Consider the following 22527-nt stretch of genomic DNA (forward strand, 5'->3'; position numbering starts at 1 on the left):
GGGTTTATGAGCTTTTTAATATATCATATATCATGTCTTTATCAACTTAATTTACTATAAATAATTTTGGTAAGATAGTAGTGATCAGTGGCAGAGGATTTCTGCAAGGTTCCAATTTCTATATACATAATAATGGTTTGGTAAGGATAGGTAATGGTCTTAAAGTTATGGTAGACCATTATGTAATATTAAAACCTAATTCTGCATTATATGCAGAAAGGTTAGAGATTCAGAATAAATTAGGTGGCAGAATAGCTGAGCTACAGCTTGAATCAGCTGATATGGTGGTTACTAGTGATGCACATGTAAAGAGTAATAGAATACTTTTGACACGTGCTGGAGAATATCAGAAAGCACAACACTATGTAGATCCTAATCTTTTAAAGTGGGTGCATTATAATGGAAAAGCATCACTTCAGGGAAGATGTATTTTAGAAAGAGAATTGGTTAATACTCTTGGTAATCCTGGTAAGATTGATATAGGTGGTAATTTTTATATAGATAGTGAAAATAGGCCGGTTAATAAATATAGTAATGTTAATGTCAGAGGTATTATTACTAACTCTTTTGAAGAGGTTAGTGAAAAATTAGAAAATACATATATATTAGATTCTAAAGTACATAAAGGAAGAGAAAGATACAAACAATGGATTTTAGGCGAAGGAGGAGTTCTTTTTGCTGCTCATTGTGATAATTATAATATTCACATTCTTGGTCAAAGACAATTTTATGAGAAGCATACAACTAAAACAATTTTAGCAGTAACCAAACAACATAGTGATATTAATGTGCAGGCAAAATATGATGCACTTAGTGTTGAAGGAATCGTGGATGAGAAGGTAGAAGAAACTGCTATTAATATTGAGGATTTAGAAAGTACAGCTTTTAAAGTACATATAGCTACTGACCAAGAAATTGCAGAGCGCTATGCTGACAAAGAAGAAAGTCGTTATGTAACTGAGAGTTTTAGTGATACTTCGCAGGAGATCCTTACCAGTAAAGCTGTTATAAATGAGAATATATCTCCAGAAGTTAGAGGATTAGATCCTGATCCAGATGAATTTGATGAAGAGGATATCCTACCTGATCAAGATGATGATTTGGGTGATAATGAAAATAATAATCCAATTTCAGATGAAGTGTTTGGCACGGAAGAAAATATACCTCCTGCTGAGTTCAAAGAAAATAAAGCTAAATCTACAGATGAAATTTGGCAAGAATTTGAAGAATTAAATTCAGATTTAGAAGAATATGACGAGATTCGGGCAAGCTTTGAGGCGATGAGTGAAATATCTAAAAAGAAAGATATTGATAATTGGAGTGCTGAAGATATTAAGCATTGGCATATTGATGTAAGTAATGTGCAGCAAAATATTGCAGAAGTTATAGCTATTGCTAAAAGAGCTTTATATTTAACCAATCACATTCAGCTGCGTGATGCGCAGTTAATTTCTGTTTTATCATTTTACCACGCGCCAGATCATCGGATAGCAGAAATTGGAACTGGCGAAGGTAAGACAGTTATTATAGCAATTCTTGCCTTACTTAAGGTACTTGAAGGGCATAATGTAAATATCGTCACTTCCTCGCATGTACTGGCAAGAAGTGCTGTCAAAGACATGCTTACATTCTATCAAATGTTTGGCTTTTCTTGCTCACATAATACTGATGATCACACCAGCAGCGGCATGAAGGAAGCCTATAATCATCCTATTGTCTATGGTGATGTGGTGCATTTTATAGGAGATAAATTGCGCCATGAAAATGGCAGGAATGTTTTGGGAGAAAGACAAGCTGATATAGTAATTGTTGATGAAGTAGACAGTATGTTGATTGATCAAAGCTCACATACCGTACTGCTTTCTGAGAAGATTAGTCGTTTTGAGCTATTACAAACCATGTTTACAGCGATTTGGGCACAGTATAAAGTAATTGTAAATCAATTAGAGTTATTAGAAAATGGGCAATATATATGGCATAATCCTATTTTTAAAGGAGAGGATGTAGTTGATTATGAAAGTATCATTATCAATGATCCTGACAGAGTAATTATTTCGCATTTAAACAGTTATATAGAACATGCTATTTTAGATGAGGAGCATAGGGTGGTTAAAGTTCCGCGTCATTTAACCAGCTATATACGTATTCAAAAAGAGGCGTGGATCAAAGCAGTATTAATTGCTAATTCATATGTGTTGGAAAAAGATTATATTTTTGTTAAGACCGAAGATGGTGATCGAGACGTACGTCCATTTGATAAAATTTCTAATTTAGTTCAGGAGAGAACGGTCTTTGCTGATGGGGTGCAGCAATTTTTACAGCTCAAAGAAGGGCTAAAAATGACAGCTGAAACTTTAACCATTAATTTTGCATCTAATGTATATTTTTTCAGTAACTATAAAGAAGGTAAAGTTTACGGCTTAAGTGGAACTATAGGTATTGATTCTGATCAAAGTTTACTCAATGAGTTATATGATGTAGATTTTATCAAAATGCCAAGCTTTAAGGTAAAGAATTTTGTGCTCTATCCCCCTATGGCTTATCATAAATATGTATGGGAAGAGAAGATTGTAGAATCGGCAATTAAAATAGCACGTGATGAAAAAAGAGCAGTGGTACTCGTTGCTGCACATATGCAGCAAGCCAAAATCTTTTATCAAATGCTACGAGAGTATTATGAGGTAGAGCATTTAAGACTTTACACTGATGATCGAACAGATAGCCATGTAATAGATGAAGAGCTTGAAGTAGGTAGAATTCTGGTATCAACCAGCGCTATTGGCCGTGGTATAGATTTAAAAGTAAGCAATGAATTAAATGAAAGTGGTGGTTTGCATGTTTTACTCACCTATCTACCTGATAATGAACGCGTAGACTGGCAAGTATATGGGCGCACAGCAAGATCTGGTAACCCAGGTAGTGGCCAGATGATTTTAAATTATGAACAAACTTTAAAGCGTTTATATGCCATTTATCCAGATTATGCTCTTTATGGAGTGGAGTCTTTTGAAGACCTCTTAGAATGGAGGAATGAGGCGGAAAGTGAGCGTTTAGAGCAAGATAAGGAATGCGGAATTCCGATGCTCTTACTCAAGGATAAGCTATTTAGTGAATACCGGAAGTTTTTTGCTGAATTTAATAATCGCGGGACCGATGAATTTAATGAGATTACAGCAGAGCTCAGTGAATTATGGGGTGTGTGGCTGAAGGATAAAGAACATTTAATGTCTTGTAGGGTAGATGAAGGCAAGAACGTAGAAGAAACTGAAAAGCTGCTGAAAGAAGAATTATATGAGTTTTTTGCCAAATGCAGAAGAGAGATAGTAGCTGGGAAATTCATCAAAAACCCAACCTATCAAGCTCATATAGCTTTTGATAGCGCGGATACTAGTGGCCTAAATAAAGCAATAAAATTAGATCCAGATTTTGCCTTTTCAAGCTTATATCTAAAAGCGGTACTTGAAATTAGGGATAATCAAAAACACAGATCTCTCTATAGTTTGCAGGAAGCACTATCGAACCTAGAGGATGTGATGCTGCCACTTTATAGTCAGGGCCAAGCTTTAGCTGTGATGGCAGGGGTTGATCCTCTCAGTCCTCTTATTAAACAATATCATGATTATATAGAGATCTATACCAGCTATGCAAATAACATTAAGCAATCAATATCACTCATAGATCAATTAAAAGACACAGGCAAAGCTAACATACAGCAAGGTGAGTTTATAAAATTTGAAGAAATGATACCAACCGCAAACACCATGCAGGATGAGTTAGATGATGTAAGAGAGCTTGGTCTTAGGGGTTTTGTTGAAGTCGATTACTATATAACCCCAAAGAAATCAAGCTTTTTAGGTAATTTTGTAAGTGTGGTGCTAAGTGTCATCCAGATAGTGGCTGGAACTGCTTTGGGAGTGGCTAGTGGTGGCTTTTTAGCGCATTTTAGTAGTGGATTGATTGCAAATGGCCTCAAAGACATTCTTTTTACCGCAATAAATACCGTCCAAGGAATTGGGATGGAGTTAAAGCAGGTGTTTAAGAGTAAGACTATAGATCTTGCTGTTAATGCCATTACTGCAGGCCTAAAGGTGGTGGCTAGTAAAGTTGCAAAGCATATTAAAGATGCAGGTTACGCAGAAGGATCTTGGCAAAGCAATGCCGGCAAAACTTTAGAAGGATGGACCGGAAAAGACAGCATGACTTTTGGAGAACGTGTCTATAAAGATACTCTAATTACTGTAACTAGCCGAGCCCTTGATGAAGTTACCAGAATAGGATTTGACACACAAAAAGATAACATAGAAACTCATGTTTATAGTAAGATATCAAAAATGCTATCCCGTCACCAAGAAGAAATAGAGCGGATAGCAGCAAATGATTTGTGGAAGCATGATAGAGTGGCAGAGAGAGCACTTGTAAATAGCGGAGAAGAGATTTTAATGCATCATTATCTTCCAGGATATAAGCAGATTCATCAGGAGATCCTTAGGGAAGTTGGAGGGCGGATTCCTTATATAGGTACGGTGCTCACAGCTTATGAAGTTGTTGGTGCGGCCAGTAAGGTGCTAAGCTTAACAGATCAGTTCTGCGAGGAGTTTGAGGGTCAGCTAGCTGCAAAGGTGCCAGATGATAAGAAGTTAATGCATACCCGTCTTGGTGTGATGGGTGCATCAAGTGATGCTATTTTAAATAAGATGGAGCAGCAGAATGCCTTCCCAGGAGGTAAGATTGACTGCGAGAGGGAACTAAATCTTGGTACATATGTGGCTGAGAAAGACCGGGTGAAAGAGGCATGTCATGAGGTTGCTGGCCTAAAAGTTTCTGGAATTAGCGCCTATAAGGAAAAAATTACAGCAGAGCTATCGCAAATCATTACTCGACATATTATGGAGATGGTAAGTAAAGGGATCTTCCATCCGCTCAATATCCAGGCAGGTCAAGCGCTTGGCACTTCGATCTATGAAGGCACTCATGATGCACTGTTTAAAGCTAAAGTGGTGATGAGTAATCTGCCACAGCCAGAGAAAGAGGAACTGCTTGCTAAAGCTGATAATAAAGAACTGACCGAGAATCAAAAACGTGCCATTAGAGAAGGATATGAGCCGGTTAAACTCGGTAATAAGCTGATGTTCTTTAACCCGGCAACTGGTTATTATGTGGATATTGATAAGCTCTATGAGAAAGGTATAGAGGAAAAAGCTAAGCCATCATCGGTTAAGAAACAAGCTAAGTCAAAGGTAAACCCAGCTACAGTTGCGTTTCCTACTCTTGAAAAAAGCACCTATAATTTAGGTGAACACATTAAACCTGGTACTATGACCTTTAAAGAAGAAACTTTGGTTGCAGCAGCTGGGAGCTGGGAAGTTGCTGAAAGTGAGTTAGCTAAAGCTTCGCAGGAGATTTTAGAGCGCAAGAAAGAACTGCTACACTCATTACATCATGAATTTAGCTAGGGCAGAAAATAGTAATCAACTGTTTGTGTTTAAGCAGCTGGATAAATTCTGGATTATCGGCAAACATGCAGCAGATGCGATGGTTGTAATGGGTGAAGAGAAGTTTGCAACAGAGTATTCAGAAGCTTACAATAGCTTTAAAAGCTCTGCAAGAAATGTTGCTGATTATACTGCAATGAAGATGAATGCAGTAGATGGAACTCTTACTTATTTCCTAGGCAGTAAATATACGAAATCCAAAGAAGCAGTGTTTGATATAATTGATGGCGTAAATGAAAATGCACCGCAGATAGTGAAAGACGGCATTGCGCTAATAACCTTGGGTGGAGCGGGAGCTGCTGCTTGGAAAGGCACCAAGCATATAGTAAAGATGACCAGGATGCCAAAACTAGCCTCCAAAGTAGATTTAAAAGGCTATTTTGGTAAAGGTGGAACGAAGGCAGATACACCAAGCTAATACACCCAAACTCGAGGTGAAAGCTACAAAACCTGTATCTAAGCCAGATACACATAATGCTCCAACAATTGAAGCTACAAAGCATCCAATTAAAGGCACTACCCTAAAGGTAGAGCCTACTCCGCTAAAACCTGCTTCCAAGGCTGAAGCTAAACACACTCTTAAACTAGTAGCTGAAGTTAAACCTGATGCACCAAAACCCCCTAAATATGAGTTCACCAACTCCAAAGGTACAATGAGTTATGCGGATGATAGCTATCACCATACTAAAATCTTTAAACCTTATGATATTAGGGAAAGCTACAGGCCAATATCGAATGATTGGTATACAAAAGTGAAAGAACCAGCTATAAGATTAGAGGTGAGTAATGCTGAAACTCAGAGTTTTGTAAAATATGGCAAAATGAAGGAAGAGTTACTGCATGAGGTACATCTTGGGCATGGTGATATGCAAAAGCTCTGGGATAGTGGCCTTAGCATGAAAGATGTAAAAAAGTTTGGAGGTGAATTGGTAAACGATCTAATTAACCAGCCAGGCTTTAAAGAAATCGCAGCTAAATGGGGTCAAGGTTTTGATGGTACTAACCAGTTGATTGAGCATACGACCTTTAAAAAACCAGATCGTATTGCAAAAATGGAGAAGTTTTTAGAGCTAGAATCTAATACATTAACAGACATCTTCTCTAAAGATTCAGCAGTGAGAATGCGGGCTCTTAAGAAATTTGATGAAGTGTCTGATGATGTAATTGAAAAAGCGCTATTAAAGAACACGAACTTAAAGGGTGGCAAGCAGGAAGCTTATTATGTACCATCTAAAATAAAACCAGGTGAAGGAGTTATAGTGCTTAAATATAAGGACAAAAAACAAACTATGATTCCTGGTACTTATAAATATTTTGATGATCATTTTGGAGTAAAACCATGATAATAACACACTTTTTAACAGCACCAGAATTACTAACCACTTTTAAAGTAATAAAAGTGCATTATGAACCATTTGCAGAATCAGTTTGGACTTTGCAATTTGAGGATTATGAACCTATTGATTACTTTGATAAATGCTTTAGAACTAAAGAAGAAGATATGAAACTGGTTGGCAGAACAATCAGGGCTCAGATTGATTTACAAGTTGATTATGAAGATACACATCTGATTACTAATCCTGAAGAACAAGTTAAATCTTTGATTTATGTTGAAACAGGTTCAGTGATTGCAACAGGAATATATTTTGAAAATGCACAAGAAGTAGAGCATAAGTATAATGATACATCCATAGATTCATGTATAGATTCTCTATTTAAATTACATCTTATTACAACCGATTTAAGCAAAGAGCCATTTAATTTTGAGAAAGGTAGTTGGGTGCGTGTTAAAACATCTGAAAGCAATATACTAATAGATCGTAAATATCTGTTGGTGGATTAGTATATGCTCCCCCTTATACTCACAGCTTATGAAGTTGTTGGTGCGACAAACCAAATCCTTGAGCTAACCAGTAAGTTTTGTGATAAATTTAAGTATAAAATCCTAGCTTTTGTTCCAAGTGATGAAAGGCTGATGCATTCACGTGTTAGTACTGTGGGAGCAAAAGGTAATGCAGTTATAGCTGCCATGCGTAATCAGAATGCCTTCCTAGGTGATAAGATAAACTGTGAACAAGATCTAAATCTAGGATTTTATCAAAGTGAGTTACCTAAGGTAAAAGCAGCATAATAATGCTGTCTATTAGTAATCATCTTAACATCTATAATTTAATATATTGAGTTTTAATATGAGTAAAAGAAAACTAGCCCATAAATCTAAAGTGCGTAATATTACTCTTTCTCTGATTGTAGGGGCTTTGTTGCTAAAGAATTATTAGATAATGTACGTATCTACGAAAATATGAGCGCAGAAGTATTAAATGCTAAAATTAGAGCATGGTATGATAAGCCACCATTTTATAAGTTTACAAAAGTAGGAGTATTTGAGTATAATGAGAGTATGAATAATAAATTTGTAAGATTTTATAATGTAGAATCTTCATGTGTAAAGGGTCAATTCATTGCCCTTCGTAAAGATGTAGCTGATAAAGAATGGTTTAGGTGTGATGGTTTTCGCAAGTGGCACAAAAACATTTTTTCTCTATAAAAGGATTGAAGGTAGGCCTGACAAGATTAAATTAGGCAGATTTCCTGAGATGAGCATTGAGCAAGCAAGGAAAGCTGCATATTCTACTATTAACGACATAGCACAAGGTCTTAATCCTAAAAAAGAAAAAGCAAAGATAGATAAAGAGATATTATTTGATGCATTATTCAATGAATATATGAATAAACATTCTAAATTGCATAAAAAGCGCTGGAAAGATGATGAAGATAAATATCGATTACATTTTTCCTATTTGGGAAAAAGAAGAATTAGCTCAATTCAGAAATCAGATATTATAGAATTACATGCAAAAATTGTTGATAAAAGCGGTATTTATGCAGCTAATAGAGTACTCGCGCTTTTATCTAATATTTTTACTCAAGCAATTATCTTCGGCTGGGAAGGTATTAATCCATGTATCGGAGTAAAAAAATTTAAAGAAAAATCTAGAGAAAGATTTTTACAAGGCGATGAAATACCCAAGTTTTTTAAAGCATTAAATGAAGAGCAAAGCGAAGTATTTAGGGATTTTTTCTATATTTGTTTATTAACGGGAGCAAGACGTAATAATGTCCAAACTATGAAGTGGCAAGATATTAATTTCGAACGCTTTGAATGGTTTATAAAGGATACTAAAAATGGTGAATCTCAAATTATTCCCTTATCAGAACAAGCTGTTAATATTCTTACCCAAAGATTTAAAATTAAAACTAATGAATGGGTATTTCCAAGTAATACAAGTAGTTCAGGTCACATACAGGAACCTAAAAAAGCTTAGAAAAGAATTTTAAAAGCAGCGAATATAGAAGATTTACGTATTCATGATTTACGTAGAACTTTAGGTAGCTGGCAAGCAGCAACAGGGGCTAATAGCTTTATAATTGGTAAATCTTTGGGGCATAAAACTCAGCAAGCTACAGCAATCTACGCTAGGTTGAATCTGGATCCGGTTAGAGCTTCGGTAGAAAAGGCTACTGAGGCTATGATGGCAGCAAGTTTAAAAATAGGTAAGAAATTTTAGTTTACAAGATTCTAATAACTATATAATATATATCTATGCCTAAATTAGGATAATATATGGATTATTTAGTTATGTTTGCAGATTATGTAGATAAATTAGCAAAACAAGGAAAATGCTATTTTACCCTTAAAGAAGCACAAAAATCTTTAGGTAAATCAGCGAGTGCTATTAGATCTTCTATTAATCATCTAAAGATAAAAGGTAGGTTGGCAAAACCAATATATGGCTTCTATGTGATAGTTCCTCCAGAATATCAATCTCAGGGTTGTATCCCTGCTGAACAGTTTATACCATATTTAATGGAATTTTTAGGATGTAATTATTACGCAGCATTACTGAGTGCAGCATCATATTTTGGAGCTTCACATCAAGCAGTTCAATTATATCAAGTGATTATTGATAAAAATTGGCCTCAATCGATAAATTGTGGTAAAGTACGGATCAAATTTTATATAAAGAAAAATATATTAGATAGTATTACTGAAAAGAAAAATACTCCCAAAAGTATATTAAATGTTTCTACTCCTGAGCAAACGGCTTTTGATTTAATTACTTATTCTAAAGCTAGCGGAGGTTTAAGCCATATAGCAACGATTTTAGAGGAGTTACAGGAATCAATTGATCTTACTAAATTCAAACAAATAGTTGCAAGATGTTCAGAAAATCCTATAAAGCAAAGGTTAGGTTATATTTTAGAACAAATAGGAGCATACGATATGGCAGAAATAATCAAAGCTGATTTGGATAATAGACGATATGTAAAATATATACCATTACTCGGGAACAATGTGCCAAATACAGAAATTACTAAAAATGCAAAATGGAAAATAATAGAAAATACAATAATTGAGAGTGATATATGATTCCAGAATTTGCAGTGTTGCAATGGAGAAAAGAAGCACCATGGAATGAGTTATTTCAAGTAGAACAAGATTTGATTATCAGCCGAGCATTAGTCGACCTTTACTCAACTCAGAAAATACAATCCAATTTAGCTTTTAGAGGTGGTACTGCGCTAAACAAATTATTTACAAAGCCAGCAGCAAGATATAGTGAGGATATAGATTTAGTACAGATTAAAAAAGAAGGTATAGGAGATAGTATAAATAGTATAAGAGAGGCTTTATCATGGCTTGGAGAACCTCAAAGAAGAATCACTGAGCGTAGTGTAAAACTTATATATCGTTATGAAGCTATAAATCTGACACCTAAAAAACTTAAAATAGAGATTAATATTACCGAACATTTCCACATTTATGAACTTGAAAAGCATGAAATCGTAATTAAAAATCCCTGGTTTGAGGGCAAAGCAAAAATAGTGACATTCTCTATCAATGAACTTATGGGGACTAAACTTAGAGCGTTATATCAAAGAAAAAAAGGAAGAGATTTATTTGATTTATGGATTGCTATTAAAAATAACTTAATAGATTGCAATCTTGTTATAGATGCATTTGCCAAATATTGTGCAAAGGATGGGATAAATATTAGTAGAGCCATATTTGAAAAAAATTTTATTGAAAAAATTGCTAATCAAGAATTTCAGTATGATATTAATAATTTAATTAATGCTGAAACCTATTGGAACTTTGATGAAGCTGTAGATTTAATACAAAACAAACTCATTAAGGGATTACCAGGCGAACCATATAAAATGAAAGAAAAATAGGTAATAGGGTATAATAAACATGATTAAATATCAAAAATTTGACAAATATATGTATGGTAAGCTAAAAGAACTAGAAGAGGCAAGAACATTCTTAGAACTGGCTATTGAATAGTATGAAAGTGATGGAGATACAAAGGCTTTTTTACATATTTTAAGATTAATCGCAGAAGCACAAGGTGGTATTAGTAAATTAGCTACTCAAAGTAAGTTAAATAGGCAAAATTTATATAAGATTTTTTCTGGTAAAACTACCCCTAAATTTGATACAGCACTGTCTATCATAAAGGGGCTTGGTTTTAGAATTTCTATTGAATCAGAGCAAGTTAATTATATGCAACATACAGAAAGATAGAAAATTCCTCTTGACGGGTGAAAAATGCCGAACTATAAAGATTATATATACTTGTGAATTGTGTGTATATCTAACCTGTTTATCATCAAATATTTCAAATAATAACAAAATCTTCTAACTGAAACAGACACTACAGCGCTGAATTTTTGTGCTGCAATTTATATAGTCAATTAAGTTGGAATACAACGGCGTCACTCGTTGCTCATGTACTTGTTTTGTACATATCGCGCCTCGTTCCTTGTATTATTCTCAACCTAATTAACTATATAACATCACTCAACTATTAACCTCATATAAGGAAATAATCATGATCAAAAACCATGAAGATATAACCATGCCAGAAAAATTATTAACCAGAAAAGAAGCTGCAGAATTTTTAGGCATTGCAGAAAATACCTTAGCTGTCTGGGCTTGTACTAAACGTTATGATTTACCAATGGTCAAAATCGGTAAGCTTATTCGATACAAATTATCTGACCTAATTAAATTTATAGATCAACATCAACAATAATTGAGGTAAGTAAGTGAAAACAAATCAATTAAACAAGGATGATTATGCTCAAATAAAACCTTTAACTTCTACACTTCAACCTTCATTTATAGATGAATTTGTGCAAATAATGATGCAACAGGGAATTTATTGTATTCAGCCTATTATCATTGATGGAAATATTCATCGATTTGCTCATAACGGTAAGGGTAATAAAAACTGCTGGTATTTTCTTTGTCCAGAGGGATTAAAGAGAGATTTATCTTTAATAATGAAGCTCTAAGTGATCAACAAAAAACATTGATAAATACCAAATTAACTGAGGTAGAAGCAAAACGTCAAGAATTACAGTTAGAAGTAGCAGAAGAAGCATTAGAGCTATGGAATAATTTATCAGACAATGGAATTTCTCCTTACTTAGAGAAAAAGCAAGTTGAAAGCTTTGGCATTAAGTTTGATAAGGATAATATTATTTATATACCTTTGTATGATATAGCTGGAAAACTATGCAGTTTACAAAAGATATATCCGAGTGGCTCCAAACAATTTTTAGCTGGTGGCAGAAAACAGGCGTGTTTTCATATAATTGGTAAAATTGTTCGAGGAGAAGTTTTGTATATAGCTGAAGGATATGCAACTGCTGCAACTCTTCATATGGCTACCAATAAACCAGTTGTGATAGCATTTGATACAGGTAATATAGAGCCAGTAGTTGCGGCTATTAGAATCAAATACCCTAAAAAAGGAATTTATGATTTTCCTAAAATTAACCCTATCATTGGTGCTATTTCTTCTAACCCAGATGATATTGCTAGTGTTGTAGCTAGAAAAACTGGTAATACAATATTTCCTTCAGGTGCTATGGCAGCTAATTTATTAGGCTTTTCAACACAAGTACCTGCTAAAGCTATGTATTTGACGAATGGTGCCTCAAAACATAAGAAAGTTGGCAATAGAACTATTATATTAAAACATGCACGAATTCCTATAGTTGATAATATATCTTTTGAAGCTAATTTAGCTTTGCAAGCTTTGGCATATATGGGAAAAAATAATATTGATAATAACCTACTCCAAATTTGTGCTAGTAAATTATCTAAAGAAGATATTAAAAGCCTAAACAAAATAGTTACTTTAATACCAGCTTGGATGGTTAATGCTGTCTATAGATTACAGGATAATATTAATGGATAAATTATGGTAAAACTTCCTTCTCAAAACGTAATATCATCTGATTTAGCTGATATAACTCGTGTAAATGATATATATGCGCGAATTACCACCTATATTGATAATGCTCATCAAATCATTAGCCGTTCTGTGAATATTGAAATGGTTAAAACATATTGGCTTATAGGAAAAGAAATTATTGAGGAAGAGCAAAATGGGGAAGTAAGGGCTAAATATGGCAAACAATTATTAAAATCATTATCGATAAAGCTACAAAACAAATATAAACGTGGTTTTAGCGTGGATAGTTTAGAACTTGCTCGCAAATTCTTTTTAATTTATCAAAAAAATAATGATAACCAAATTTCCGAAACAGCGGTTCGGAAATTGGAGATGCCAGATTTCAGCCTGTCTTGGTCTCATTATATTAAGTTACTTCGAGTCAGTAATCCAAAAGCACGTAATTTTTATGAAATTGAATCAATAAAGAATAATTGGTCTAAAAAGAATAATTGGTCTAAACGTGAATTAGAGCGTCAGATTGATAGCATGCTATTTGAACGATTAGTAAAAACTAAAAATAAGGAAGAGATATTAAAACTTGTCTATAAAGGGCATGAAGTAAATAAACCTGCGGATGTTATAAAAGAGCCTTTAGTGTTAGAATTTTTAGGGTTACCAGATTCCCATTTGTGTATTGAATCTAAAATTGAGCAAGCTTTAATAAATAATTTACAACAGTTTTTACTTGAACTCGGGACAGGTTTTGCTTTTGTAGCTAGGCAAAAAAGGCTTACATTAGAAGGAGATCATTACTATACTGACTTAGTTTTTTATCATGTTATTTTAAAATGCTATATAATCATTGATATTAAAACTCATGCTTTAACTTATGGAGATTTAGGTCAAATGCAATTATATGTCAATTATTTTGATGCAGAAATAAAAAATTAAGACGATAATCCAACAATTGGCTTAGTATTGTGTACTGAGAAAAGCGATGCTATGGTTAAATATACTCTCGGTGAGAAGGCAAAACAGATATTTGCTAGCAAATATCAATTTCACCTACCAACCGAAGCTGAATTAAAACGTGAAATACAAGCTATCCAAAATTTAGAATAGTGAAAATAAATTATTTAATTATTGTATCTGTTATGGTAATTTGTAAGACTTTATCCTTAATTATGATATACTGATTGATAATGCATATAATTAGAATTAGAAGGACAACCGAGTAGCTTAATGCATACATATTGTGTGCCATCCAAGTTATCCATACAACTCATATCATGACACCTATAATCAGAAGTTTCGCAAATTTCATTTTCAAAAGCTCGAATGCATTTCCAGTAAAATTCATCAGTATCTTTTCCATTATGCAGTGTGGGATCACACCTGAACCTTGCTAATTGGATATTTGCTTCTTCAAAGGGAGTACATTTAGGATATTTTATTGCTTTTATATAAGGGACACCATTTTTAAAAGCCTCAACTTGGGATAAAACCATGAAATGCAAAGCTTGTTCATAAGTAGCACCTGCCTTTAATGCTCTAAGCTGTAATGGATGTGTCAAAGATAATGCCTGATCTACTGTAATCCCAATTTTTACAGCTTCTTCTTGAAATTTTTCCATAATTTTACTCCGGTTTTTTTATATATTATTTTTTTATTATATTTGAGCTTTTCTTCGGGGATAGCTCTATTTTTTTAGTAGTAGAACTGCACTTACAGCTTTATATAATCATAAGACATCTGAAAGACAGCATAAATATGTTTCGTTATTACTAGCAAAACTAACTTCAGAGCTTAAAAATATTATAGGTAAGCATGATAAGTTTTTAAAAGAAAAACTTTTAGTCATAAATTTAAAGATCAACACTGATAGAGAGAATTTAATGAAAAGTAATAGTGAGAAGTGACCATCACTTTGAAAGCTATTCTCTTATTGAATTGTTAAAATTTCTAGCTGATTCAAATGTTTTAAATTAAGCAGAGAAAAATATAGTACTGTCTGCTACTCAGAAAAAGTTAGAGATACAAGACAAAGAGTCAGAGTTAACTGAGGAAGAAGATAGAAAATAATTTAAGATAATATTAAGTAAAACTATAAAAATGATTATCTTGATCATGCTCATGACCAAGATAGATAATTATTTCAATATGGCCAAAGTTATACTGAAAAAGGAATGGATTATTATGCATTACGCTGAAAGAGTGGTACAAAACCTTGAGAAAAAGGCTAAGGAGCTAGGCTTCTCACTGATCAAAGCTACTTAAAGTTAAATCTTTGTTTCTTAGGAGATAAAGAAAATCTCCTCTCTGCTAGATTTTTTAGTTTAGAGGCACAGATTTCCATGATTTTAAGAGGAGATATTTTGGACTAAAAATTTCTACACATGTTTTTCCTAATTTTTCTTAGGAGATAAATGTGATTACGTATTCTATGAATTTATACAGAACTCATATATCATCATGACAAGTAATTTGATAATTTTTACAATTCCAACATATTTAATTGTAAGACAATTAATGAAGTCTTATTTTTGGTATTAGGCTAAAAAGTACTATTCCAATACAGCATCAAATAAACATTTTCAACTTCTACTTATCAATATAATATAATAAACTATATAATAATAAATAAGGAATATATGATTAAGATTATCGAATACAAAGACCTTTTGGAAGCATCTAAATTAATGAGTATTAGATGGAAAAAGCAATCATATTTTTTCCCTGGAATATGGCAAATGCATAAAAATTCAATTAATAACTATAGCTTGTATTTAAAAAATAGAATTAATAATGAAAATAATATGAGTATGATTGAATTTAAAGAAAATAGTGCAGTAGCAGTTGCAATATCTCAAGAAATTACCCCTCCAGAAGTTTATGATCCAGGACTAACGTGTTTAATTGATAGTATTGTAGTAAAAACATCTCAGATATCAAAGAAGGCTGCAAGTAATTTGTTAACTGAAATAACTAGAATAGCTGAGAGACGAGGAATAGTACAAAATGTAATTGATGTACCTATCTATGAAAAATTCCAAGCAGCTCTACTTTCATCTAAGAATTACAGTATGTGCTCAAAATGGTGGATTGGGTCTAGTATAAATTATAATATAAGAAACAATTCAATTGATTTTACACAACAACAAGATATAAAGTTTACTGTGGCTCTGAGTGCGTTAAAAAGAACCCAGTACGAAAAAGTGCAACCATTGTTTTGGAAAAAAGCCGTTAATTCTGACCAAAGCCAATATGAGTATTTTATGCAAGAATTACACGTCAGTAAACAAGATGATTCTCATATTATAATGCTTACTTATAAAGACGGTAAGAGTGTGAAAGGATTTATAACCGGCTATGTTAAAGAACTACCCGTTGAATATGAAAAAAAGAAAATCTGTGTCATTGATGATTTTATGGTGTTAAAGCCAGAACTCTGGTTAAGTGTTGGTAAAGAGTTATATTTAGAAATGGCTTATATAGCCTTTAAAAAAGGAGCTGTAGGGATAAAGGTAGTGTGTGGTACGCACGATATACCTAAAATTAAATTAATGCAGGATTTGAATTTAATGCTAGCTTCAAATTGGTGGACAAAGGATATTCGAGCCGAATTTCTAGGAAGATAAATATTACCTATTTATACTCTTTAGCATTAAGGTTACTTAATGCTTCATATGCTAATTCTTTAGGAGTTTTTTGGGTATTGATTTGAGAAAGACCATAATTTATAATTCCTTGGAATTTTAAATGATAAATCCTTTGTAAGATAGACATAATTTTTAAGATAATTTTTTGATTTCCTAAAGCGACAATATCATCAGTAATTGAGTGTAAAAGAACTACATTTTCAGTTAACGAATATTTGTTAAATATTTTAGGTACTATATACTTAAAGAAAACAACATTTTGAGCTACAAAAACTGAAAAAGATATAAAACCTTTTTTACTAAATTTTCTTACTAAAGAGGTATAACCACTTACATCCGCTCTTACATAAACAAGATCTAATTTTATTAACATTTTGTCTAATGGAATTGGGGCAGAGTTATTTGCAATAGGTAAAAAATTTCTAATAATGCGTGATTTATCAAATTGTAAGATTATGTCTTCATTATTATTGCTAGAAGTTGTAGGGTGAATAGTAAGTGGTAATTTAATTATGTGGTACGAATTATTAAATTTAAAAGATAGAGTGTTACAATTCACTAAATCTTTATAAAAAATTTTACAGTAATTTATTAAATTATTATCACTGTTTTGCACTTAGAGTTATTTTGGCTTAGACCTATTCTTATACATTCAGCTATAATAGTTTCAAATGGTAATTGTATTTCAGGATGATGCATGGAATCCTGAAACCAAAATGCTTTTTCTTCCCAAAATTGATTCTGCTCAGTAAATAGTAAATAATATGGGTACATATTTTCCCAACCATAAGCTTCATTGGGAGTATTAACTGAAAAAGGGCTTTTTAAAATAATTTTATTATCAATTTTATTACGCATAACTAAAATAATTAATGTTTTTTAATTATATTTACTTTCTTAATTTATTTAAGTCAAGTGTTAAAGTTCAATAGAAAAAGTCATTTTGGGTTATTTCGTTTGAGTTATTAAGTAGTTTCAGAGATATTAAAGGTATATGATATGTTCGATTGAAGGTTTATGCTCTTAAATTAATAGATAGTTAGTAAAATTTATATGCTTAATTATTAATTTTAGCTTTGTCTCTCTAACTTGATATAGAGCCAGTCCTTTCAAGATGTAGAAAATATGTAGAAAATATGTAGAAAATCACTTCAGATGTAAAAAAAATTTCTCACCAACACTAGGAAAATATTGGTGAGCCCGGCGCGATTCGAACGCGCGACCCTCTGATTAAAAGTCAGATGCTCTACCGGCTGAGCTACGGGCTCCAAATATAATATTTCATAACTAGCAGAAAATTTAATTGCAATTAGTTATTGAATAAGATAAATGATGAATTATGACGCAGTTGTCAAGCATAAATAATTAAAACTTCAAAAATAAATAGTGTTATATGGAAAATAATATAGTAATTATAATACCAGCTCGTATGGGTTCAACAAGATTACCAGGTAAGCCTTTAGCTGATATAGGCGGTAAACCTATGATTGTACATGTGATGGAAAAAGCTCTAGCTGCTTTACTTGGACCAGTTTTTATTGCATGTGATGATGATGAAATAGCAGAAGTAGTCACTCAAGCTGGTGGCATAGCTATTATGACAGAAGCTTATCACCCTTCAGGTACTGATCGTATATATGAAGCTTTATGTAAAATAGATCGCCAAAAGCAATTTGATATAATTATTAATTTACAAGGTGATCTACCGTTTATCGATCCTTCTATTATTAGAAATATAGCTAATTTACTTCAAAATTCTAGTGCCATGATTGGAACTGCAGCAGCAGAAATTCATAATAATCAGGAAATTTTAGAGCCAAGCGTAGTCAAGCCTGTAATAAGTTTAAGTAGTAATAATACTACAGGCAAAGCTGTATATTTTTCAAGAAATCCTGTCCCTTATAATGCTCCTAAATATTATCATCATATAGGTGTTTATGCATATAGAAGGTCAGCTTTAGAGCAGTTTGTCACTTTAGAGCCAAGCTATTTAGAAAACATTGAAAAGTTAGAACAACTACGTGCAATTGAAAATAATATACCAATAGATATCACAATAGTTGACAGAATTCCAATATCAGTTGATACTCTACAAGACTTAGAAAAAGCAAGAAAACATTTTTTGAGTTTAAATAGTAAATGAGTATAATGACAACATTATCATTTGACGATCGCGATGGTTTTATTTGGTATAATGGTAAATTTGTGCCTTGGCGTGAAGCAAAAATTCATGTGCTGACTCATGGGTTACATTATGCTTCTTGTGTGTTTGAAGGTATTAGAAGTTATGATTATAAAATTTTTAAGTTGCATGAGCATAATCAAAGATTACATGATTCTGCAGAACTACTAGGGTTTAAAATACCATATAAAGTAGAACAATTAAATCGCATCACTCAAGAGTTAGTTAACTTACAAAATATAGCCAATAGCTATATTAGAAGTTTTGCTTGGCGCGGAAGTGAAACTATGAAAGCTGCAGCTAAAAATAGTAGTATACATGTAGCTATTGCCTGCTGGCAATCACAGAATGATTATTATCAAAATAATCAAAAAGGTTCTAGATTAATTATATCTGATTGGGTTAGACCTCCGGCAAATAGTATGCCCACTAATAGTAAGTCTTCTGGAATGTATATGATTTCAACATTAAGTAAGCTAAAAGCCGAAGAGCTTGGATATGATGATGCCTTATTACTTGATTATCGAGGATATGTTGCAGAAGCAAGTGTAGCTAACTTTTTTATGGTGCGTGATAACGTACTATATACGCCTATTGCAGATTGTTTTTTAAATGGTATAACTAGACAAACAATTATGGAATTAGCTTCTCAAAGAAATATTCAAGTGATAGAAAAACATCTCATATTAGAGGAAGTGAAGCAAGCTGATGAAGTATTTTTAACTGGTACAGCAGTTGGCATTACACCAGTTATCCAAATTAATGATTATCATTTTAATATAGGGAGTATTACACAGTCGCTGATTTCTAGTTATCATGATCTAGTATATAGCAAGGAGGCGCAGAATGTATAAGTTAGAAGGAGTTTTTACAGCCTTAATTACACCTTTTGATAATAACCAAATAGATGAAAAATCATTAGTAAAACTTGTCGAAACACAAATATCTTCAGGGATTAGTGGAATCGTACCTTGCGGAACTACAGGAGAGTCGCCAACCTTAACTGAGGCAGAACAACAGTTTATTATTGAGCTATCTGCTAAGATTGCTAAAGGAAAAATACCAATCATTGCTGGAGCTGGCAGTAATTCAACAGAAAAAACTATTACTTTATGTAAAAATGCAGAGAAAGCTGGTGCTGATATACTAATGTTAATTGTTCCCTATTATAACAAACCTACTCAAGAGGGATTATATCAACATTTTAAATATGTTGCACGCTCAGTGAATTTACCAATCATTATATATAATAATCCTAGTAGAACAGCTGTAGATTTACATGATATAACTTTGTCTAAGCTAGTACATGAATGTAATAATATTATTGGTATTAAGGATGCAAGTGGAGATTTAACTCGTCCAATGTTGCTTCATAACATGTTAGAAAAAGAATTTAGCTATCTTTCTGGTGATGATGCAACAGCTTTATCTTTTAATGCAGCTGGTGGAAATGGCTGTATATCAGTTATATCGAATATTATTCCAGAATTATGTGTAAAATTACAAAATCTATGGAATAATAATAAGATAAAAGAAGCCATTGCATTACAATCTAAGTTGATGCCTTTATGCCGTACTATGTTTTGTGAATCAAATCCTGTGCCAGTCAAATATGCTGCGAGCTTACTTGGTATATGTAAAACAGATGTTAGATTGCCCTTAGTTTTACCAAGCGTATCCAATCAAAAACTTATTCAAGATTCTTTAATCTCCTTAGGAATTTTAAAAAATTCTAATATATAGTGAAATATTATGGCGACCAAAATTATTCCAAATAAACGTATTATTGTTCAAAATCGTAAAGTAAAATATGATTATCATTTGGAAGAGTTTTTTGATGCTGGTATTGTCTTATTTGGCAGCGAAATAAAGTCTCTAAGAGCAGGTAAAGCAAGTGTATTAGATGCATATGCTGAAGTAAAAAATGGGGAAGTACATTTAGTTAATTCATACATTGCCGAATATAATAATGCTAATAAATTTAACCATGATCCATACCGTATTCGAAAGCTATTATTACATAAAAAAGAAATTAAAAGATTGGACGGTAAATTACGTAATAAAGGGCTAACACTCGCTGTACTTTCTATATATTTTAATCATAGAAATCTAGCAAAAATAGAAATTGCATTAGCTCGTGGTAAGAAAGCTTATGATAAGCGTGAAGTAGAAAAGAAGCAAGATTGGGAAAGAGAAAAATCTAGAGTCATGCGAGATAAACATAAAAACTTATAGATATATTGGTTGATATATTATAAAAGCTCTTTCTTAATAATAAAACCAAAAGAGATATATTTATAGTTTTATATACGTAAAATTTTACCACATACTAGAATACTATAAAAGCATTTGAGTAGTTTAAATGTTTTTACTAATATAAATTAGCTTAAATATTTTTTACGTAAATAATCAATATAATATGAAGTACTTATTGGATTACCAGTCGCATTTTCAACTAACCTCCCACTATTATATTTTGATCCATAAGAATGTATATTATCCTTTAGCCATGTGAGAGGCGTAATAAAATCTCCCCTTATAATATAATCGCCTATATTGCCTAATTTTGTAGCTATAGTAGCACCAAGTTGAGCGGCTATTATAGCACCTAAACTATAAGTAGGAAAATATCCAATTAATCCAGAAGGCCAATGAATATCTTGCATACAACCATCTTTATAATTAGTGGCTTTTATTCCAAGTAATTTATACATTTCATCATTCCAAGCTTCAGGTAGTTCATCAACTGTTAATGCGCCTTCAATCATAGCTTTTTCTAGTTTATATCTTAACATTATATGAGCAGGGTAGGTAACTTCATCTGCTTCTACCCGAATTAAGGATGATTTAACATGTGTTATATGTCTAAATATATTATCGACAGAAAATTCTGGTTTGTTTTCATCAAGTTCTAAAATATCTATTATATAAGGATGAAAAAAAGTAATAAATTCTTTACTGCTAGCAATCTGCATTTCTAGAAATAAAGACTGACTTTCATGTATTGCTAGACTATAGGCTGCACCTACAGGCTGTGATCTATATTTTGTAGGTAAATTATTTTGATATAAGGCATGTCCAGTTTCATGAACAACGGCCAGTAAAGAAGAAATAAAGTTATTAGCATCATAACGTGTAGTAATTCTAGTATCACCAGGTATACCTCCGCAAAAAGGATGATTACTTATATCTATACGACCATGGTTAAAATCAAATCCAAGTGATTGCATACATTGTTTACCTAGTAAAAACTGCTTTTCATCTGAATAATGGCCTGAAATAGATAATAATTTAGGTAATTTATTTTGGTGTTCCTTCACTTCTTCTATAAAATTTGGTAAAAATTGATAAAGTTCAGCAAAAATATTATCTATTTTTTCTGAGGTACAACCACGATCAAATTGATCTAAGAGCCCATCATAGACATGTTTAAACTCAAATAATTCAGCTTTGCATCTTGCTATATCTTTAGAAATATTTAATACTTCTTTAAATAGTTTTGAAAAGCTTTTAAAATCATTTTGTGCTTTTGCACTTCTCCATTGCATTTCATATGCTGAAGAGGCTTTAGAGAAGGTTTCTACTAGTTTTTTGGGTATTGCACGTGCATGGCATACCAGATGTTTGATAACTTCTACATTAGCTTTTTGCCAATCATCTAAATTATTCTGATTTTCTTCATTCTGCATTAATAATTCTTGAAGTTCATCAGAAATAAGTAACGTGTGTGATAGAGATTCTAAATATGCAAGTTGTTTACTTCTTTCTGAAGCACCCCCATCTGGCATCATGGTAGCAGAATCCCAGTGAAGCATAGCCTTTATATTGTTAATATTATTTAGCTGTTCAAATTTTTTTTCTAATGCTAAATAATTTTTTGGCATCATCATCTGCTCCACAAACTCTAATATTTAATATTAATAATAACATCAATATATAA

Annotated in this window: 21 protein-coding genes, 1 tRNA gene and 1 pseudogene; 18 read left to right on the forward strand and 5 right to left on the reverse strand. The window is 32.5% G+C overall.

Annotated features, from left to right (window positions below; genetic code table 11):
* Positions 1-80: 80 nt before the first annotated feature.
* From secA2 to NOVO_08450, 13 genes and pseudogenes are all read left to right on the forward strand, one after another.
* Positions 81-5453, forward strand: a complete 5373-nt coding sequence (gene secA2 / locus NOVO_08385) for an Accessory Sec system translocase SecA2 (protein ID AIL66000.1) — start codon at positions 81-83, stop codon at positions 5451-5453.
* Positions 5440-5910 (forward strand): hypothetical protein, encoded by a 471-nt coding sequence (locus NOVO_08390; GenBank protein AIL66001.1) that lies wholly within the window; start codon positions 5440-5442, stop codon positions 5908-5910. The genes secA2 and NOVO_08390 overlap by 14 nt, the downstream gene beginning before the upstream one ends.
* The gene (locus tag NOVO_08395; GenBank protein ID AIL66002.1) at positions 5882-6835 is read left to right on the forward strand and encodes a hypothetical protein; all 954 of its coding nucleotides are present in this window, start codon (positions 5882-5884) and stop codon (positions 6833-6835) included. Before NOVO_08390 ends, NOVO_08395 begins: the two co-directional genes overlap by 29 nt.
* The gene (locus tag NOVO_08400; GenBank protein ID AIL66003.1) at positions 6832-7335 is read left to right on the forward strand and encodes a hypothetical protein; all 504 of its coding nucleotides are present in this window, start codon (positions 6832-6834) and stop codon (positions 7333-7335) included. Before NOVO_08395 ends, NOVO_08400 begins: the two co-directional genes overlap by 4 nt.
* A 3-nt stretch (positions 7336-7338) precedes the next feature.
* Positions 7339-7623, forward strand: a complete 285-nt coding sequence (locus NOVO_08405) for a hypothetical protein (GenBank protein AIL66004.1) — start codon at positions 7339-7341, stop codon at positions 7621-7623.
* A 171-nt stretch (positions 7624-7794) separates the two neighbouring features.
* Entirely contained in the window at positions 7795-8040 is a 246-nt protein-coding gene (locus NOVO_08410; GenBank protein AIL66005.1) for a hypothetical protein, read from the forward strand.
* Positions 8000-9061, forward strand: a pseudogene (locus NOVO_08415) (Putative prophage CPS-53 integrase; disrupted). Before NOVO_08410 ends, NOVO_08415 begins: the two are co-directional and overlap by 41 nt.
* A 56-nt stretch (positions 9062-9117) precedes the next feature.
* Positions 9118-9924, forward strand: coding sequence for a hypothetical protein (locus NOVO_08420; GenBank protein ID AIL66006.1), 807 nt, complete (start codon positions 9118-9120; stop codon positions 9922-9924).
* Positions 9921-10730: a hypothetical protein gene (locus NOVO_08425; GenBank protein ID AIL66007.1), complete on the forward strand. Its 810-nt coding sequence runs from the start codon at positions 9921-9923 to the stop codon at positions 10728-10730. Before NOVO_08420 ends, NOVO_08425 begins: the two co-directional genes overlap by 4 nt.
* Positions 10731-11389: 659 nt before the next feature.
* Positions 11390-11593 carry a Helix-turn-helix domain protein gene (locus NOVO_08435; GenBank protein AIL66008.1) on the forward strand — a complete coding sequence of 68 codons (204 nt, stop codon included), beginning with the start codon at positions 11390-11392 and terminating at the stop codon, positions 11591-11593.
* 13 nt (positions 11594-11606) lie between these two features.
* Entirely contained in the window at positions 11607-11855 is a 249-nt protein-coding gene (locus NOVO_08440) for a hypothetical protein (protein ID AIL66009.1), read from the forward strand.
* Positions 11807-12766, forward strand: coding sequence for a DNA primase TraC (gene traC, locus NOVO_08445; protein AIL66010.1), 960 nt, complete (start codon positions 11807-11809; stop codon positions 12764-12766). Before NOVO_08440 ends, traC begins: the two co-directional genes overlap by 49 nt.
* A gap of 3 nt (positions 12767-12769) precedes the next feature.
* On the forward strand, positions 12770-13696 hold the full coding sequence (locus tag NOVO_08450; GenBank protein AIL66011.1) for a hypothetical protein: 927 nt from the start codon (positions 12770-12772) through the stop codon (positions 13694-13696).
* A gap of 227 nt (positions 13697-13923) precedes the next feature.
* On the opposite strand, the gene NOVO_08455 is transcribed toward NOVO_08450, so the two are convergent.
* Positions 13924-14379, reverse strand: coding sequence for a hypothetical protein (locus tag NOVO_08455; GenBank protein AIL66012.1), 456 nt, complete (start codon positions 14377-14379; stop codon positions 13924-13926).
* A gap of 1018 nt (positions 14380-15397) precedes the next feature.
* On the opposite strand from NOVO_08455, the gene NOVO_08460 reads away from it, so the two are divergent.
* Positions 15398-16384: a putative acetyltransferase gene (locus NOVO_08460; protein ID AIL66013.1), complete on the forward strand. Its 987-nt coding sequence runs from the start codon at positions 15398-15400 to the stop codon at positions 16382-16384.
* Between the two features lie 7 nt (positions 16385-16391).
* Here NOVO_08460 and NOVO_08465 read toward each other — a convergent pair whose 3' ends face one another.
* The 3 genes from NOVO_08465 to NOVO_08475 form a co-directional block, all read right to left on the reverse strand.
* Positions 16392-17021 carry a hypothetical protein gene (locus tag NOVO_08465; GenBank protein ID AIL66014.1) on the reverse strand — a complete coding sequence of 210 codons (630 nt, stop codon included), beginning with the start codon at positions 17019-17021 and terminating at the stop codon, positions 16392-16394.
* The gene (locus NOVO_08470; GenBank protein ID AIL66015.1) at positions 16997-17263 is read right to left on the reverse strand and encodes a hypothetical protein; all 267 of its coding nucleotides are present in this window, start codon (positions 17261-17263) and stop codon (positions 16997-16999) included. Before NOVO_08470 ends, NOVO_08465 begins: the two co-directional genes overlap by 25 nt.
* Before the next feature lie 334 nt (positions 17264-17597).
* Positions 17598-17673, reverse strand: a tRNA-Lys gene (locus NOVO_08475).
* A gap of 125 nt (positions 17674-17798) precedes the next feature.
* Here NOVO_08475 and kdsB point away from each other — a divergent pair.
* From kdsB to smpB, 4 genes are read left to right on the forward strand one after another with little or no spacing between them, the layout of a single operon-like run.
* Entirely contained in the window at positions 17799-18548 is a 750-nt protein-coding gene (kdsB, locus tag NOVO_08480) for a 3-deoxy-manno-octulosonate cytidylyltransferase (protein AIL66016.1), read from the forward strand.
* Positions 18545-19441 (forward strand): Branched-chain-amino-acid aminotransferase, encoded by an 897-nt coding sequence (gene ilvE, locus NOVO_08485; protein AIL66017.1) that lies wholly within the window; start codon positions 18545-18547, stop codon positions 19439-19441. Before kdsB ends, ilvE begins: the two co-directional genes overlap by 4 nt.
* A complete protein-coding gene (gene mosA, locus NOVO_08490) occupies positions 19434-20330 on the forward strand; it encodes a dihydrodipicolinate synthase (protein ID AIL66018.1) in 897 nt (298 codons plus the stop codon). Before ilvE ends, mosA begins: the two co-directional genes overlap by 8 nt.
* Positions 20331-20339: 9 nt before the next feature.
* Positions 20340-20822 (forward strand): SsrA-binding protein, encoded by a 483-nt coding sequence (smpB, locus tag NOVO_08495; GenBank protein AIL66019.1) that lies wholly within the window; start codon positions 20340-20342, stop codon positions 20820-20822.
* Between the two features lie 146 nt (positions 20823-20968).
* Here smpB and NOVO_08500 read toward each other — a convergent pair whose 3' ends face one another.
* A complete protein-coding gene (locus NOVO_08500) occupies positions 20969-22474 on the reverse strand; it encodes a Thermostable carboxypeptidase 1 (protein AIL66020.1) in 1506 nt (501 codons plus the stop codon).
* Positions 22475-22527 lie beyond the last annotated feature (53 nt).

This window comes from Rickettsiales bacterium Ac37b (assembly GCA_000746585.2).
Lineage (GTDB): Bacteria > Pseudomonadota > Alphaproteobacteria > Rickettsiales > Arcanibacteraceae > Ac37b.

Bases quoted from the DNA above. Each gene is read 5' to 3' on its own strand.
- NOVO_08390 (AIL66001.1), top strand. From the start codon at position 5,440: ATGAATTTAGCTAGGGCAGAAAATAGTAATCAACTGTTTGTGTTTAAG.
- NOVO_08400 (AIL66003.1), top strand. From the start codon at position 6,832: ATGATAATAACACACTTTTTAACAGCACCAGAATTACTAACCACTTTT.
- NOVO_08405 (AIL66004.1), top strand. From the start codon at position 7,339: ATGCTCCCCCTTATACTCACAGCTTATGAAGTTGTTGGTGCGACAAAC.
- NOVO_08410 (AIL66005.1), top strand. From the start codon at position 7,795: ATGAGCGCAGAAGTATTAAATGCTAAAATTAGAGCATGGTATGATAAG.
- NOVO_08420 (AIL66006.1), top strand. From the start codon at position 9,118: ATGGATTATTTAGTTATGTTTGCAGATTATGTAGATAAATTAGCAAAA.
- NOVO_08425 (AIL66007.1), top strand. From the start codon at position 9,921: ATGATTCCAGAATTTGCAGTGTTGCAATGGAGAAAAGAAGCACCATGG.
- NOVO_08435 (AIL66008.1), top strand. From the start codon at position 11,390: ATGATCAAAAACCATGAAGATATAACCATGCCAGAAAAATTATTAACC.
- NOVO_08450 (AIL66011.1), top strand. From the start codon at position 12,770: ATGGTAAAACTTCCTTCTCAAAACGTAATATCATCTGATTTAGCTGAT.
- NOVO_08455 (AIL66012.1), bottom strand. From the start codon at position 14,379: ATGGAAAAATTTCAAGAAGAAGCTGTAAAAATTGGGATTACAGTAGAT.
- NOVO_08460 (AIL66013.1), top strand. From the start codon at position 15,398: ATGATTAAGATTATCGAATACAAAGACCTTTTGGAAGCATCTAAATTA.
- NOVO_08470 (AIL66015.1), bottom strand. From the start codon at position 17,263: ATGCGTAATAAAATTGATAATAAAATTATTTTAAAAAGCCCTTTTTCA.
- kdsB (AIL66016.1), top strand. From the start codon at position 17,799: ATGGAAAATAATATAGTAATTATAATACCAGCTCGTATGGGTTCAACA.
- ilvE (AIL66017.1), top strand. From the start codon at position 18,545: ATGAGTATAATGACAACATTATCATTTGACGATCGCGATGGTTTTATT.
- mosA (AIL66018.1), top strand. From the start codon at position 19,434: ATGTATAAGTTAGAAGGAGTTTTTACAGCCTTAATTACACCTTTTGAT.
- smpB (AIL66019.1), top strand. From the start codon at position 20,340: ATGGCGACCAAAATTATTCCAAATAAACGTATTATTGTTCAAAATCGT.
- NOVO_08500 (AIL66020.1), bottom strand. From the start codon at position 22,474: ATGATGCCAAAAAATTATTTAGCATTAGAAAAAAAATTTGAACAGCTA.